Annotated in this window: 11 protein-coding genes; 5 read left to right on the top strand and 6 right to left on the bottom strand. The window is 41.2% G+C overall.

What is annotated here, in order from left to right:
* Positions 1 to 61: 61 nt before the first annotated feature.
* Entirely contained in the window at positions 62 to 1,708 is a 1,647-nt protein-coding gene (pgm, locus tag G6R09_RS07065; protein WP_065166373.1) for a phosphoglucomutase (alpha-D-glucose-1,6-bisphosphate-dependent), read from the bottom strand.
* 30 nt (positions 1,709 to 1,738) lie between these two features.
* Positions 1,739 to 2,284, bottom strand: a complete 546-nt coding sequence (gene seqA, locus G6R09_RS07060; RefSeq protein ID WP_163921407.1) for a replication initiation negative regulator SeqA — start codon at positions 2,282 to 2,284, stop codon at positions 1,739 to 1,741.
* Between the two features lie 104 nt (positions 2,285 to 2,388).
* On the opposite strand from seqA, the gene G6R09_RS07055 reads away from it, so the two are divergent.
* Both G6R09_RS07055 and fldA read left to right on the top strand, forming a co-directional pair.
* A complete protein-coding gene (locus G6R09_RS07055; protein WP_065166374.1) occupies positions 2,389 to 3,153 on the top strand; it encodes an alpha/beta fold hydrolase in 765 nt (254 codons plus the stop codon).
* Between the two features lie 327 nt (positions 3,154 to 3,480).
* Complete coding sequence (gene fldA / locus G6R09_RS07050) at positions 3,481 to 4,008, top strand: flavodoxin FldA (protein WP_065166375.1); 528 nt, start codon at positions 3,481 to 3,483, stop codon at positions 4,006 to 4,008.
* A 64-nt stretch (positions 4,009 to 4,072) separates the two neighbouring features.
* On the opposite strand, the gene G6R09_RS07045 is transcribed toward fldA, so the two are convergent.
* Positions 4,073 to 4,585 carry a DUF4442 domain-containing protein gene (locus tag G6R09_RS07045; protein ID WP_163921404.1) on the bottom strand — a complete coding sequence of 171 codons (513 nt, stop codon included), beginning with the start codon at positions 4,583 to 4,585 and terminating at the stop codon, positions 4,073 to 4,075.
* A 194-nt stretch (positions 4,586 to 4,779) separates the two neighbouring features.
* On the opposite strand from G6R09_RS07045, the gene fur reads away from it, so the two are divergent.
* Positions 4,780 to 5,226, top strand: coding sequence for a ferric iron uptake transcriptional regulator (fur, locus tag G6R09_RS07040; RefSeq protein WP_163921879.1), 447 nt, complete (start codon positions 4,780 to 4,782; stop codon positions 5,224 to 5,226).
* Between the two features lie 170 nt (positions 5,227 to 5,396).
* Complete coding sequence (locus G6R09_RS07035) at positions 5,397 to 6,437, top strand: linear amide C-N hydrolase (protein WP_065166378.1); 1,041 nt, start codon at positions 5,397 to 5,399, stop codon at positions 6,435 to 6,437.
* A gap of 77 nt (positions 6,438 to 6,514) precedes the next feature.
* On the opposite strand, the gene glnS is transcribed toward G6R09_RS07035, so the two are convergent.
* From glnS to nagE, 3 genes are all read right to left on the bottom strand, one after another.
* A complete protein-coding gene (gene glnS, locus G6R09_RS07030) occupies positions 6,515 to 8,179 on the bottom strand; it encodes a glutamine--tRNA ligase (protein WP_065166379.1) in 1,665 nt (554 codons plus the stop codon).
* 233 nt (positions 8,180 to 8,412) lie between these two features.
* Positions 8,413 to 11,076: a beta-N-acetylhexosaminidase gene (locus tag G6R09_RS07025; protein ID WP_163921401.1), complete on the bottom strand. Its 2,664-nt coding sequence runs from the start codon at positions 11,074 to 11,076 to the stop codon at positions 8,413 to 8,415.
* Positions 11,077 to 11,252: 176 nt separating this feature from the next.
* On the bottom strand, positions 11,253 to 12,722 hold the full coding sequence (gene nagE, locus G6R09_RS07020) for an N-acetylglucosamine-specific PTS transporter subunit IIBC (protein ID WP_065166381.1): 1,470 nt from the start codon (positions 12,720 to 12,722) through the stop codon (positions 11,253 to 11,255).
* A gap of 257 nt (positions 12,723 to 12,979) precedes the next feature.
* On the opposite strand from nagE, the gene nagB reads away from it, so the two are divergent.
* Positions 12,980 to 13,780 (top strand): glucosamine-6-phosphate deaminase, encoded by an 801-nt coding sequence (nagB, locus tag G6R09_RS07015; protein ID WP_163921398.1) that lies wholly within the window; start codon positions 12,980 to 12,982, stop codon positions 13,778 to 13,780.
* The last annotated feature ends 16 nt before the right edge of the window (positions 13,781 to 13,796 follow it).

Genomic DNA, 13,796 nt, shown 5'->3' with positions numbered 1-13,796 from the left:
CTTTAATAACCAAGTGAACTATGGGCGTTTTTTCGTCTTTAGTATTAGCTATAATGCTAAATTACAAACCAGCATCACTGAATACTTTACTAACGATATCTTGTGCTTCTTGCTCGATAAGAGCTAAATGCTCTTTACCTTTAAAGCTCTCACAATAAATTTTGTAGATATCTTCAGTACCTGATGGACGTGCCGCAAACCAACCGTTTTCGGTGGTTACTTTCAAGCCACCAATCGCTGCACCATTACCTGGCGCATGCGTTAGTCGAGCAAGAATAGGCTCACCAGCAAGTGTTGTTGCTGCAACCATTTCAGGTGACAACTTGCTCAATACTGCTTTTTGTTCTTTATTAGCAACAGCTTGTAGACGCGCATATTCTGAACTACCAAATTTAGCAGCAAGCTCATCATAATATTGCTGTGGATTCTTACCTGTTACCGCAGTGATTTCTGCTGCTAATAGGCATAAAAGAATACCATCTTTATCTGTTGACCAAGGCGTACCATCTTGACGTAAGAAAGAAGCACCTGCGCTTTCTTCACCGCCAAAACCTAAACTGCCATCGTATAGACCATCAACAAACCATTTAAAGCCAACAGGCACTTCAACAAGTTCACGGCCTAATGCTGCCACAACACGGTCAATAATAGCGCTTGATACTAATGTTTTACCAACAGCAACCTGATCACTCCAGCCACTACGATGGCGGAATAAGTAATCAATACATACTGCAAGATAATGATTCGGATTCATCAAACCTGCCGGCGTTACAATACCGTGGCGGTCATAATCAGGATCATTACCAAAAGCAAGATCGTAGTTATCTTTATAAGCCAGTAAGCCTGCCATCGCGTAAGGTGATGAACAGTCCATACGCACAACACCGTCTTTATCTAATGACATGAAACGGAATGATGGATCGATAGACTCATTAACTAGAGTTAAGTCTAGTGCGTAGTGCTGTGCAATTTGACGCCAGTACTCAATACCTGAGCCACCAAGAGGATCAACACCTAACTTTAAGTTTGCTTTTTGAATCGCTTCAATATCAATAACATTGACTAAATCAGCAACATAAGGTGCAACAAGATCTTGTTCTACAACAAGATCTGACGCAAAAGCATCTGTAATTGAAACACGCTTTACGTCAACCATGCCATTAGCAATAATGTCGTTCGCACGCTGTTCAATCGCAGTGGTTAATTCACTTTCAGCAGGGCCACCGTGAACGGGGTTATATTTAATACCACCATCTTGTGGTGGATTATGCGATGGAGTAATGACAATACCATCAGCTTTATCAGCATGGGCTTTATTATGGCAAAGAATTGCATGTGAAATGCCCGGTGTTGGTGTGTAACCTAACCCTTCTTGAACCACAACTTTAACATTATTTGCCACTAACACTTCTAATGTTGAAGTGAATGCGGGTTCAGATAAAGCATGGGTATCCTTACCTAAAAATAGCGGGCCAGTTAAACCATTTGCTAGACGAACTTCAGCAATCGCTTGAGCAATTGCCCAAATGTGGTGCTGATTAAAGGTACCTTTGTCTGCTGTACCACGATGTCCAGACGTACCAAATGCTACTTTTTGTAGCGGATCGGTAATATTTGGCTCAATGAGAAAATAATTAGCAACAAGTGCTGGAATATTATGCATATCTTCTTGCTGAGCGCGTTGACCCGCACGAGGATGGATTGCCATTGTCTTATCCTTGTAAAAACTCAATAGTGATTATATTTCACCACAAACTTTATCAATAATATCAGAACTGAAGCCCATCTTCGTCATTAATTGGTCAATCATTTGACGCTTTCGGTCAGTATTGGTATTAGTGATCACCCAAAATGGCGTCGTTGGGATTGATTTAGGCTTGGTTGTTTTACCACTTGCAAGCAGCGTTTCTTCGTCATGCGCAAAATAAACGCGTGTACGCCCTTTAATGGCTGCCGCTTCAGCAAAGCCGTCAGCATCAATGCGATAAAGAGAAGATAAGATCAGCATAAAACGGCCAATGGCTTTTTCTTGCGCTGCAAATTCATCAGAAATTAGCACGGTACGCATTTCTTTAACGCGATCCATGGTTGATTCATTACCAGCATCTCGACTCACAACGATGCCTTTAGGACGAACCGGCATTACAACAGCAACGTCTGATTGCAATTGTTCTTCTGGCACCATAAGCAAGCGACGTAAAATATCAGAAGCGCTTTCACCAATGTGTTGAGTTTGGCTAGCAATAAAACGATATAGCTCTTCGTCTACCTCAATAGTCTTCATGGTATTATTCATTATCATTCCGTTTAAAATTCTGGGTACGATTATAGCCTGATCCGAGGTTATACTCTATGGTAAATACCACACCTAACTAGAGAAAATAGCCAGTGAATCTTCATTTTCGTGCTGAAGGCAAGGGTAAAACGATCGTTTTGATCCATGGTTTGTTCGGCAGCGCAGATAATCTTGGTCTTTTAGCCCGAGAATTAAAACACCATTACCAAGTGATCAGTGTCGATCTTCGCAACCATGGTTTATCCCCGCATAGTGATCAATTTAACTATGCTGATCTTGCGCAAGATATTATTGAGACCCTCGATCATCTAGCCATTGATCAGTTTGATGTTATTGGTCATTCGATGGGAGGAAAAGTTGCAATGACATTAGCAGCACTCATGCCTGCTCGAATTAACCATCTTATTGTTATCGACATCGCTCCCGTTGCTTACACGGAACACCGTCATCAAAATGTCTTTAATGGATTGCGTGAAGTCAATCTTCACTCTATAGCCAAGCGTTCACAAGCTGAAGACTATTTAGCCCGTTATGTTGATGATGCTGGTGTGCGTCAATTTTTATTAAAATCATTAACCAAAACCGACACCGGCTATCAATGGCGATTTAATGTCGAAGGGTTAATTGCTAACTACGCCACAATTATGGGTTGGCAACCAGCACCACAACCTTTTAACGGGCAGACGTTATTTATTAAAGGTCAGTTGTCTGATTATATTGAGCCTCAATACCGTAGTGAGATTATGGCGCAATTTCCACACGCTAAAGCACATGTGGTTGCTAATAGTGGCCATTGGCTTCATGCCGAGAAGCCAACCACCGTTAATCGAATTATTGATCAATTTTTAGCGCAATAAACACAAATAACAGCTCATTAAAATCAGCTGTTAACTATAGTAGACTACAAGAGTAATTATTAAATCCCGTACTCTACTGTGATATAGTGCGTTAAGTTTGATAGCTTTCATTGATCTGTAATGCGATTAAAACAGCTTATATGTAAGCTGGCGCTATTAACGAGATGCTATCGCGCCCTACTTAGTCAAGGGCAACAATAACCAGTGATAATATTTGGGCGAAAAAACACCAAATCGTCATCAAACAGCAATTATCATTGCGTCATTTATACTGATTTCTGTAAACTGCCAGCAGCAGTTAACAATTTAATATGGGTAATATCTACTATGGCGAGCGTTGGACTCTTCTTTGGTAGCGACACCGGTAACACCGAAGCTGTCGCTAAAATGATTCAGAAGCAACTAGGTAGCAAACTAGTTGAAGTAAAAGATATCGCAAAAAGCAGCAAAGAAGATATCGACAACTTTGATCTGATACTACTAGGTATTCCTACTTGGTATTACGGTGAACCACAATGTGATTGGGATGATTTCTTCCCTGAGCTTGAGCAAGTTGATTTCTCAACCAAGCTTGTTGCTATTTTTGGTTGTGGTGACCAAGAAGATTACGCAGAGTACTTCTGTGACGCGATGGGTACAGTACGTGATATCGTTGAAAGCAAAGGCGGCACAATTGTTGGTAATTTTGCAACAGCTGGCTATGAATTTGAAGCATCAAAAGCATTAGTTGATGATGCAAACTTCGTTGGTTTATGTATCGATGAAGACCGTCAACCAGAGCTAACAGCTGCTCGTGTTGAGCAATGGGTTAATCAGATCTTTGATGAAATGTGTCTTGCTGAACTTGCTGACTAAGCATCGTCACAATTGACCAATGAAAACGCGCTTCAATAGCGCGTTTTTTATTACCTTACAATCGTTAATCAGCCCGCTCCATTTCAATATCAGCACATGGTTCAAGCCCTTGTGAACGGTATTGCGGCTTTTTCCTAACGTATAATATTCGTGTAACTTGCGCCACAACCTCATTATTCGCTTTAGTCACACTGACACGAAACTCTGGTAAATATTTACTCCCTTCAGCGGTTGCCGCAAGAATGTCAGTTATACACGATTGTGAAATAACAAACTCAGCAAATAAATCGCCATCACCTGGGCGTATAAACTCGATATGTGCTTGCTTATCCCACACGAAATAGTGCTTACCTAAAATTCCCATCAGCATCAGTGAATAAACCGGATCAGTTAACGAGAAAATACTGCCGCCATACTGAGTTCGATTGGCATTTTTATTCCACCAGCGCAATTTTAATTGTAACCGTACATAACGAAAATCATCACTAATAAACAATATTTTAATACCAGCTCCCCAAAATGGAGGCCATAAGTTTAACGCTAGCTTAACCAAACTTGGCTTATAGTAATCAAACAAGGCAATACTCCATACAAGCTGGTATGATGAGTTAATTTATTACATAAGTTTTACAATATTGCAAACTAAAGAAAAGTGACACTTCTGCTAGATAACTGACCTTTTAAGGTTTATTGTTATTGTTACGTCACTTATAATGAATCTAAATGAGAAAGACTACTGCTACATGTGCAGCTAGCCAACAGGAAAATCGGATGTCAGATAATAATCACGCGCTCAAGCAAGCAGGTCTTAAAGTAACGCTTCCTCGTCTTAAGATTTTAGAAGTGCTTCAACAACCTGATTGCCAACATATCAGTGCTGAAGACCTGTATAAAAAACTCATCGATATCGGTGAAGAAATTGGCCTTGCGACCGTTTACCGTGTCCTTAACCAATTTGATGATGCAGGCATTGTAACTCGTCACCATTTTGAAGGTGGTAAATCAGTATTTGAATTAGCCACTCAACATCATCATGATCACCTTGTTTGTCTTGATTGTGGAAAAGTAATTGAATTTTCAGACGAAATGATTGAGCAACGCCAAAAAGACATCGCGGCACGCTTTAATGTTCGTTTAACAAACCATAGCCTATACCTTTATGGTCATTGTTTTGATGGCAACTGTAATGCAGATGAAACGTTGCACGATGAAAAATAACAATGATTAGTTATTTTCACCCTAAGAACCAGTGAGCAATATCACTGGTTTTTTTATATTCAGTAAAATAGCGACCCAGCTCACTATTCAAATAACGTTACAATTGACCTCGTGACAACCAATGATTAATTAAATATATATCAGTTAGTTACTTATATAGGGAATTAATCATGAAATCGAATTCATTAACTGTCGCTCTAATCACTGCTTTATCTTTAGGCTCTATGTCATCGGTTGCTAATGCTTGCACTCGTGTTTTATGGCAAACCCAAGATCAAGGTACCTTTGTTGCTCGTACCATGGACTGGTCAGAATCAACTCAACCAACATTGGTCAACTTCCCTCAAGGCAGTGAATATTCGACTCATTTAAGTAAGCTTAATAATGTTAATGCCAAGTATGCCGTTACCGGTATTACCGCCTATGGTATTGTGCTAGACGGAATCAACTCGCAGGGTTTAAGCGGCAATGTTCTTTATGATGGTGGTATGGATTTAGGAGCTGCCGATCCACAACAAAAAGTGGGCGCAATCACCTATTTACGCCATTTATTATCACAGTATAAAAACGTCAATGAACTGGTTACTGCAATTAAAAATCATGCCCCAATTGAAGAGCTGATCAACGGTATTCCAGTGCGTATTGCATTACACCTCTCTTTTCAAGACCCAAGCGGTGACAGTGCCATTATTGAATGGCGTGATGGCAAACCACAAATTTGGCATGGTAAGCAATATACTGTACTCACCAATCAACCAGGCTATGACCAACATCTTGCAAATGTAAAACGTTCACAACGAGGTTGGGGCGAACAAGCTCAGCAATGGAGCCAAACGAACCTTGGTACTGGTGGTAATGCTAACCCTGAAGATCGCTTTATTCACACTACTTATTTTTCAAAACACTTGAAAGAGCCAACCAGCGTCATTAACGGTATTCTAAAACTAGATTCGACCATGTTCCGCATTCCCCATGATGCTCCCAACCGCCCTATCAATGGTAAAATGGCTGGCTATGCAACTGAATATTCAGTCAATACCCATTTACAATCAGGCCAAACCTTTGTTCGTTACCAGTGGGGCGATACTTACACCCAATTTAACTATGACGTTAAAGCCATTCAACAATCACAAAAGTTGATCAACTTTAATATTGTCAACAATGAGTTAGCGGGCAACATTACTCAAAAAATCATCATTTCAGGCAAGTAGTTCCCAACAAGAGAGCATAAAAAAAGCGCCGATTCCATCACTGAAATAGGCGCTTTTCAACAAAGATTAATAACTAATTAGTCACCAATTTTTGCCCAAGTATCACGTAAGCCCACAGTGCGGTTAAACACTAAGTGCTCTGCAGTTGAATCTTTGTTATCAGCACAGAAGTAACCCATACGCTCAAACTGGTAAGCTTTTTCTGCTTCTGCTGCTGCCAATGCAGGCTCAACAAAACCATTTAATACCGTTAGAGATTCAGGGTTAATCACTGATACGAAATCTTCTGCAGCACCTGGATTTGGCACTGTAAATAGGCGATCGTATAAACGAATTTCTGCTGGAATACCGGCTTGTGCTGATACCCAGTGAATAACACCTTTTACTTTACGACCGTCTGCTGGGTTTTTGCCTAGCGTGTCTTTATCGTAAGTACAGTAAATAGTCGTGATATTGCCTTCAGCGTCTTTTTCAATACGCTCAGCTTGAATCACGTATGCGCCACGTAGACGAACTTCTTTACCTAGCACTAAACGCTTGTACTTCTTATTTGCTTCTTCGCGGAAGTCTTCACGTTCGATGTAAAGTTCACGGCTAAATGGCACTTCACGCGTACCCATTTCTGGCTTGTTCGGGTGATTAGCGACAGTCAACACTTCCGTTTCGCCGTCAAAGTTTTCAATAACAACTTTAACAGGATCTAAAACAGCCATTGCACGTGGTGCATTTTCGTTAAGATCATCACGAATACAAGATTCTAGTGAGCTAATTTCGATGGTGTTGTCTTGCTTAGTCACACCAATACGCTTACAGAATTCACGCATAGAGCCTGGAGTAAAGCCACGACGACGTAAACCAGAAATCGTTGGCATACGTGGATCATCCCAACCATTTACTAACTTATCTGTAACCAGTTGGTTTAGCTTACGCTTTGACATCACAGTATATTCAAGGTTTAGACGACTAAACTCATACTGGTGGGGTGTGCAATCAATAGTGATATTTTCAAGCACCCAATCGTACAGACGACGGTTATCCATGAATTCAAGCGTACAGATAGAATGCGTAATGCCTTCTAATGCATCAGAAATACAATGCGTAAAGTCGTACATTGGGTAAATGCACCACTTATCACCGGTTTGGTGGTGAGTTGCAAAACGTACGCGGTAGATAACCGGATCACGCATAACCATAAACGGTGATGCCATGTCGATTTTTGCACGTAGGCACATCTTGCCTTCTTCAACTTCGCCATTCTTCATTTTTTCAAATAAGGCTAAGTTGTCTTCAACGCTACGATCACGGTAAGGACTATGTTTACCCGCTTGGGTTAACGTACCGCGGTATTCGCGCATTTGCTCAGGACTTAGCTCATCAACATACGCTAAGCCTTTATTAATTAATTCAATGGCAAACCCGTGAAGCTGATCAAAGTAGTTTGATGAGTAACAAATCTCACCACTCCACTCAAAGCCTAACCAGTTAACATCATTTTTAATCGACTCAACGTATTCAATGTCTTCTTTCTCAGGGTTAGTGTCATCGAAACGTAAGTTACATTGACCCTGATAGTCCTGAGCAATACCGAAGTTCAAACAAATAGATTTCGCATGGCCGATATGCAGATAACCATTTGGTTCTGGCGGGAATCGGGTATGTATGCTTGTATGTTTGCCACTGGCTAAATCCGCATCAATAATTTGGCGAATAAAGTTAGATGGACGAGCTTCAGATTCACTCATCTATTACACCTCGTGTACTTACAGGATTGAGAATTATGTACAGTTCATCAATATGAACTATGACTGCACACTATACCTTAATGCTGCTATGCAAAAAATCAAAAACACCGTTATCACAGACAATAGTTGTTGATTTCATAAATAACGCGCAATAAAAAGCCGACGATGGTTATCCCATCGTCGGCAATTAACCAGATCAGTCTGTGATCTGGCTTTATATTATCATCAGTTGATTACAGTGATGTAACACGACTGAAACGCTTACCGTTACCACTTACAGCACGAATTTCAACGTTACCCGTTACTGTTGGCTGTGCTTTCGCATCATAAGTGTTCCATATTTTACCAGCATCTGTAGAGTACTGTAGTGTAAGACCAGGCATGCTTACGTTCATCGCAAGTTTACCGTTTTCAATCTTAGCACCAGGTACTGGTACGCGGTACTGAATACCAGCTGCATCTAATTTAGCTAGCTCACGTTGACCAAGAACGTTAGCAAAACGCTGCCACTCATCGTGAAGTGCTTTTTTGTTTACCAGCTTAGAGTCTTGAGAGTATTCAACGCCTACTTGGTATTCATTTTCCCACTCACCTTTGTGCCATGCACGCTCAGCTGCTGCTAATACGCGTGGGAATACCATGTATTCGTATTGCTCGTCATTACCAACAGTCTCACTCCAAAGCTGAGCTGATAGACCGTGGAAACCTTTTGACTTCACCGTACCTTTACTTGCAAAACCGTTACCATCACGATCAAGTGATGTTTCCGCATTTTGCGGTAAGTTCTCTGGTGCAAAACCAAACATCTTACGCGTATCTGTTGCACGTGTTGCCCAGTAGTAGCCACGCTCTGATGGGTCTACTTCGTATGGCATATCCATGTAAACATAATCAGGGTTAGAAACAACTACATCGTAGCCTTTATCAGCCCACTCGTATGCAGATGCACCGCCGCCCCAGTATAGAACGTCCCAGAAGTTTACACGTACATTGTCAGTTTTAAACGCTGTTGAATCTTTAGAGTACTTCAAGCCATCTTGCCATGCTTGGAAGTTCTCAATACCTTTACCGTTAACCACTTCACTTACACGCTCTGCAAAGTAGCTTGGTAGACGGTCGTAATCACTTACCACACCTTCTGCGATCAACTTCTGACACATTGGTGATTTCTGGTATGGCTTATCTTGCTTAGATTGGTCAATAGAACCGGTCCAAGCTGTTTGATCAGCGGCATTAATATCTTGGAAACCAGCATTTAGTTTGATATTTTTCGCTTCATCACCACCGAAGTGCCATGTATTTAGCGGCATACCCGCTTCTTTGTGCATTGCTTGCATTTCAGTGATAACTTTATCAACAAACTTTGCAGAAGAATCCATACATGGGTTAATGAAGCTACGCTTATCGTAGAACTGTACTGTGGTTACGTTTGACGTATCTTGTGGATCCATCAAGCGGTACTCATTCGCTTCATCCATTTTGCCTTCAGCAGCTAGACGCTTGTAACGCGCTTCCATTGCTACAACTGCTGCACGTGCGTGAGCGGGCATATCGATTTCAGGAATAACTTCAATACCACGTGCTTTAGCGTACTTAAGAATATCTAAGTAATCTTGCTTGCTGTAGTAACCTGAGCCATCGTTATCAGATGTTGGACCTGAACCTAGTTGTGGTAGTAGACATGATGTCTCAGACAGATCGTGACAACGCTTGCCACCAATGTCTGTTAGCTCTGGTAAACCAGGGATCTCTACACGCCAACCTTCATCATCAGATAAGTGGAAGTGGAATTTGTTCATCTTGTACGCTGCCATTTGGTCTAGCGTACGTAAAATCACTTCTTTTGAGTGGAAGTTACGGCCCACATCAACCATCACACCACGGTAATCAAAACGCGGCGCATCGGTTACTTCTAGCGTAGGAATGCTATTTTTAGCACCAGTGCTCATTAGCGAGATAAGTGACTGCATACCATAGAATGCACCTTGGTCATCAAAACCAATAACCGTTGCACCTGTTGGTGTTACATCTAGCTTGTAAGCGCCAGTGATTTGTTGATCTTTAGCAAATGAACCAGGTAATAGGCTCACTTTTACTGGGTATTGACCTTTAGTGTTCACACCTAATACGTCAAGACGCTCATTCACCGCAGCCATCATATCAGCAGGTAGTGTGAAGTTGCTGATTTTAATACCGTTATCTAGTGAAACAGTATTACCTGTTAGCTTAGTGCTTAATGGCGTAGGAACAATCGTTGCTGCCACTTCTTCTGTTGCTAACACATTAATATCTTGGTTTTTTTCAAAACGTGTTGCTGCAGTTGCAAGCACGTTATTATCGGCTTTAACACGCTTGAATTGATCACCTTTAAGCGGCACTAGGTAATCAGCAGGATTTGCTGTATCTGTGCTCTTAATGGTTTGTGGTGCGGCATCGCCAGACGTTACATATGCACGTGGCATATAATCGTTTTCAAATAGCGTCCAGTACTCACCGATGTAAGGAATAACAACCTTCTCACCTTCTGCAAAACCATCAAACTTTTCAGTTGGTTCTAGCGTATGAAGGTCACCTGTTACGTGGGTAACTTTAAATTGGTCGTTTTGTACTTCAAGGATTTGACGAATGCTGCTGAAGTAAATTTTCCAGTCAGTACCTGTCACTGCTGGACCATTATTTTCCAGCGTCAAATTAATTAGATCACAAGATGCCCACTCTGCGCCTAGCGTCTTACATTGTAGGCCTTCTTCTGCACCGTGCTGAGTAACGATTTCATAAGTAACATCAAGGTTATTTGCTAATTTTTTAACAACCTTTTCATCATCATTTCCTTGTGTTGCACAACCAGTTACTGCTAGTGCAATGAAAGATGCTAACGCCGTAAGTTTAATAGTCATGAAATATTCCTTTCTCCCGATATCCCTTTAAAATGAAGGGAAAATCTATATAGAGCCCAAAAGTTGGGTACTCAAAATGCCGGTCTTGATATCTTACAACTAAAATATCAGGACCGGTCTAATTAAAAGTGTTGCGGTATTTCGTGTGTCGCTTAATTACTTAAGAATTTAAGTAATTATGGAAGTTTTACTGCTGATAGGTCTTCTGATGCTGGAATTTTTTTCATTTCGCCAGCAACGATTTCAGCTAGAGGGCCAAGGATAACTTGTAGGTTATTTGTACCTAATTTAACCACACCCATTGCACCTAGTGCTTTTAATGTCTTTTCATTCGCAAGGCTACTGTCTTTTAGAGTAAGACGTAGACGCGTAATACAAGCATCAATGTTTTCTAGGTTACCGTGACCACCAAGCGCTTTTAAGTATTGCTTCGCTAGTTCACCCGTTTCAGCAGAACCTTTAGCTGATGATGTTTCTTCTTCGTCGTCTTCACGGCCAGGCGTTTTAAGATTGAACTTAACAATCGCAAAGCGGAAGATTCCGTAGTAGATACCAAAGAATACGATACCTTGAAGAATCAACATGTACCAGTTCACTGCTAGTGGGTTACGTGCAGACAATACCATGTCAACAAGACCTGCAGAGAAGCCGAAGCCTGACATCCAGTGCATTGAAGCTGCAATGTATACTGAGATACCTGCTAATGCTGCGTGGATAACATACAGTGGCGGAGCTAGGAACATGAATGCGAATTCTAGCGGCTCAGTAACACCGGTGAAGAATGATGCAAAACCAGCAGCAATTAATAATGACGCTGTACGCTCTTTATTCTTAAGTTTAGCTGTGTGGTACATCGCTAACGCTGCACCTGGTAGACCAAACATCATTACAGGGTAGAAACCAGCTTGGTACATACCTGTTACGCCAGGAACACCTTGACCACTTAGGAAGTTAGGAATGTCGTTAATACCTGCAACGTCAAACCAGAATACTGAGTTCAGTGCGTGGTGTAGACCAACAGGAATCAATAGACGGTTGAAGAATGCATAGATACCAGCACCTGCAGCGCCTAGACCTTGAATACTTTCACCAAAGCTAACTAAACCGTTGTAAACAAGTGGCCATACGAACAGTAATACTGCCGCAATACCAATACCTGCAACAGAGGTTAGAATTGGAATTAAACGCTTACCACTGAAGAATGCTAATGTCTTATGCAATTCAACATTTGAGAAGCGGTTGTAGATTTCAGCAGATACGATACCAACCAAGATACCAACAAACTGGTTATTAATCTTCGCAAAAGCAACTGGAACAGCACTTGCGTCGATACCTTGAATCATTGCCACTGTTGCTGGCGATAGCAATGTAGTTACTACTGTGTAACCTACAAAACCTGCCAGTGCAGCTGCACCGTCTTTATCTTTAGACATGCCGTATGCAACACCAATTGCAAACAATACTGACATGTTGTCGATAATTGAAGAGCCCGCTTTAATTAAGAATGCTGCAATTGCAGAGTTAGCACCCCAACCTGACGGATCAACCCAATAGCCGATACCCATTAAAATCGCCGCTGCAGGAAGTACTGCAACTGGCACCATTAGTGCTTTACCTACTTTTTGAAAATATCCAAGAATATTCACCCTTAGTTCCCCCTATGGTTTTCTTAGATGCGATAGTGATAGCTTTTTTTTGCCATCGCTTTTTTGTCCTTTGCAGTTTATGAATTTTATTTCGCTCCGCAAATTAAAACATCATCATTTGTGATCTTAATCACCGACCGAGGTTAGAACTGAGTGATTTTGCTAGCTCGATCATAAAACTTATTTTATCATTCGAAACAAAGGCGCTATGCCGCTCAGATTTTTCCTGTTTTAACTATCTTCAAAGAGGTGTCAACGTGAGACTAATCCCGCTTAATAACGCTCAAGATGTTGGTCTATGGTCTGCTCGCTACATTGCAGATCGTATCAATAAGTTCCAACCAACAGCAGAACGTCCATTTGTATTAGGTCTACCGACTGGTGGTACACCTCTAGCAACTTACAAGCGTCTTATCGAGCTATACCAAGCTGGTGAAGTAAGCTTTAAGCATGTTGTTACTTTCAACATGGATGAATATGTTGGCATGGCTGCTGATCATCCAGAGTCATACCGTAACTTCATGTATAACAACTTCTTCAACCATGTTGATATGCAAGAACAAAACATTAACCTGCTTGACGGTAATACCACAGATCACCAAGCAGAATGCCAACGTTATGAAGATAAAATCAAAACCTATGGCCGCATTAACTTGTTTATGGGCGGTGTGGGTAACGATGGTCATATCGCATTCAACGAGCCAGCATCATCATTAGCTTCTCGTACTCGTATCAAGACGCTAACTCATGAAACACGTATTGCAAATTCACGTTTCTTTGACGGCGACATCAACCAAGTACCTAAGTACTCATTAACAATTGGTGTTGGTACGTTATTAGATTCTGAAGAAGTAATGATTCTGATCACAGGTCACAACAAAGCACAGGCACTACAAGCTGCTGTTGAAGGTTGTGTTAACCACCTATGGACAGTTTCTGCACTTCAGCTTCATCCAAAATCAATGATCATCTGTGATGAACCATCAACTCAAGAACTTAAAGTGAAAACAGTTAAGTACTTCCAAGAGTTAGAAGCAGAGAACATTACACACATCTAATCCTCATAAAGGATAA

It is taken from the genome of Photobacterium sp. Alg240-V54, assembly GCF_900537155.1.
In the GTDB taxonomy this organism is placed as follows: domain Bacteria; phylum Pseudomonadota; class Gammaproteobacteria; order Enterobacterales; family Vibrionaceae; genus Photobacterium.
This window is presented reverse-complemented; position numbering and strand designations above follow the sequence as displayed.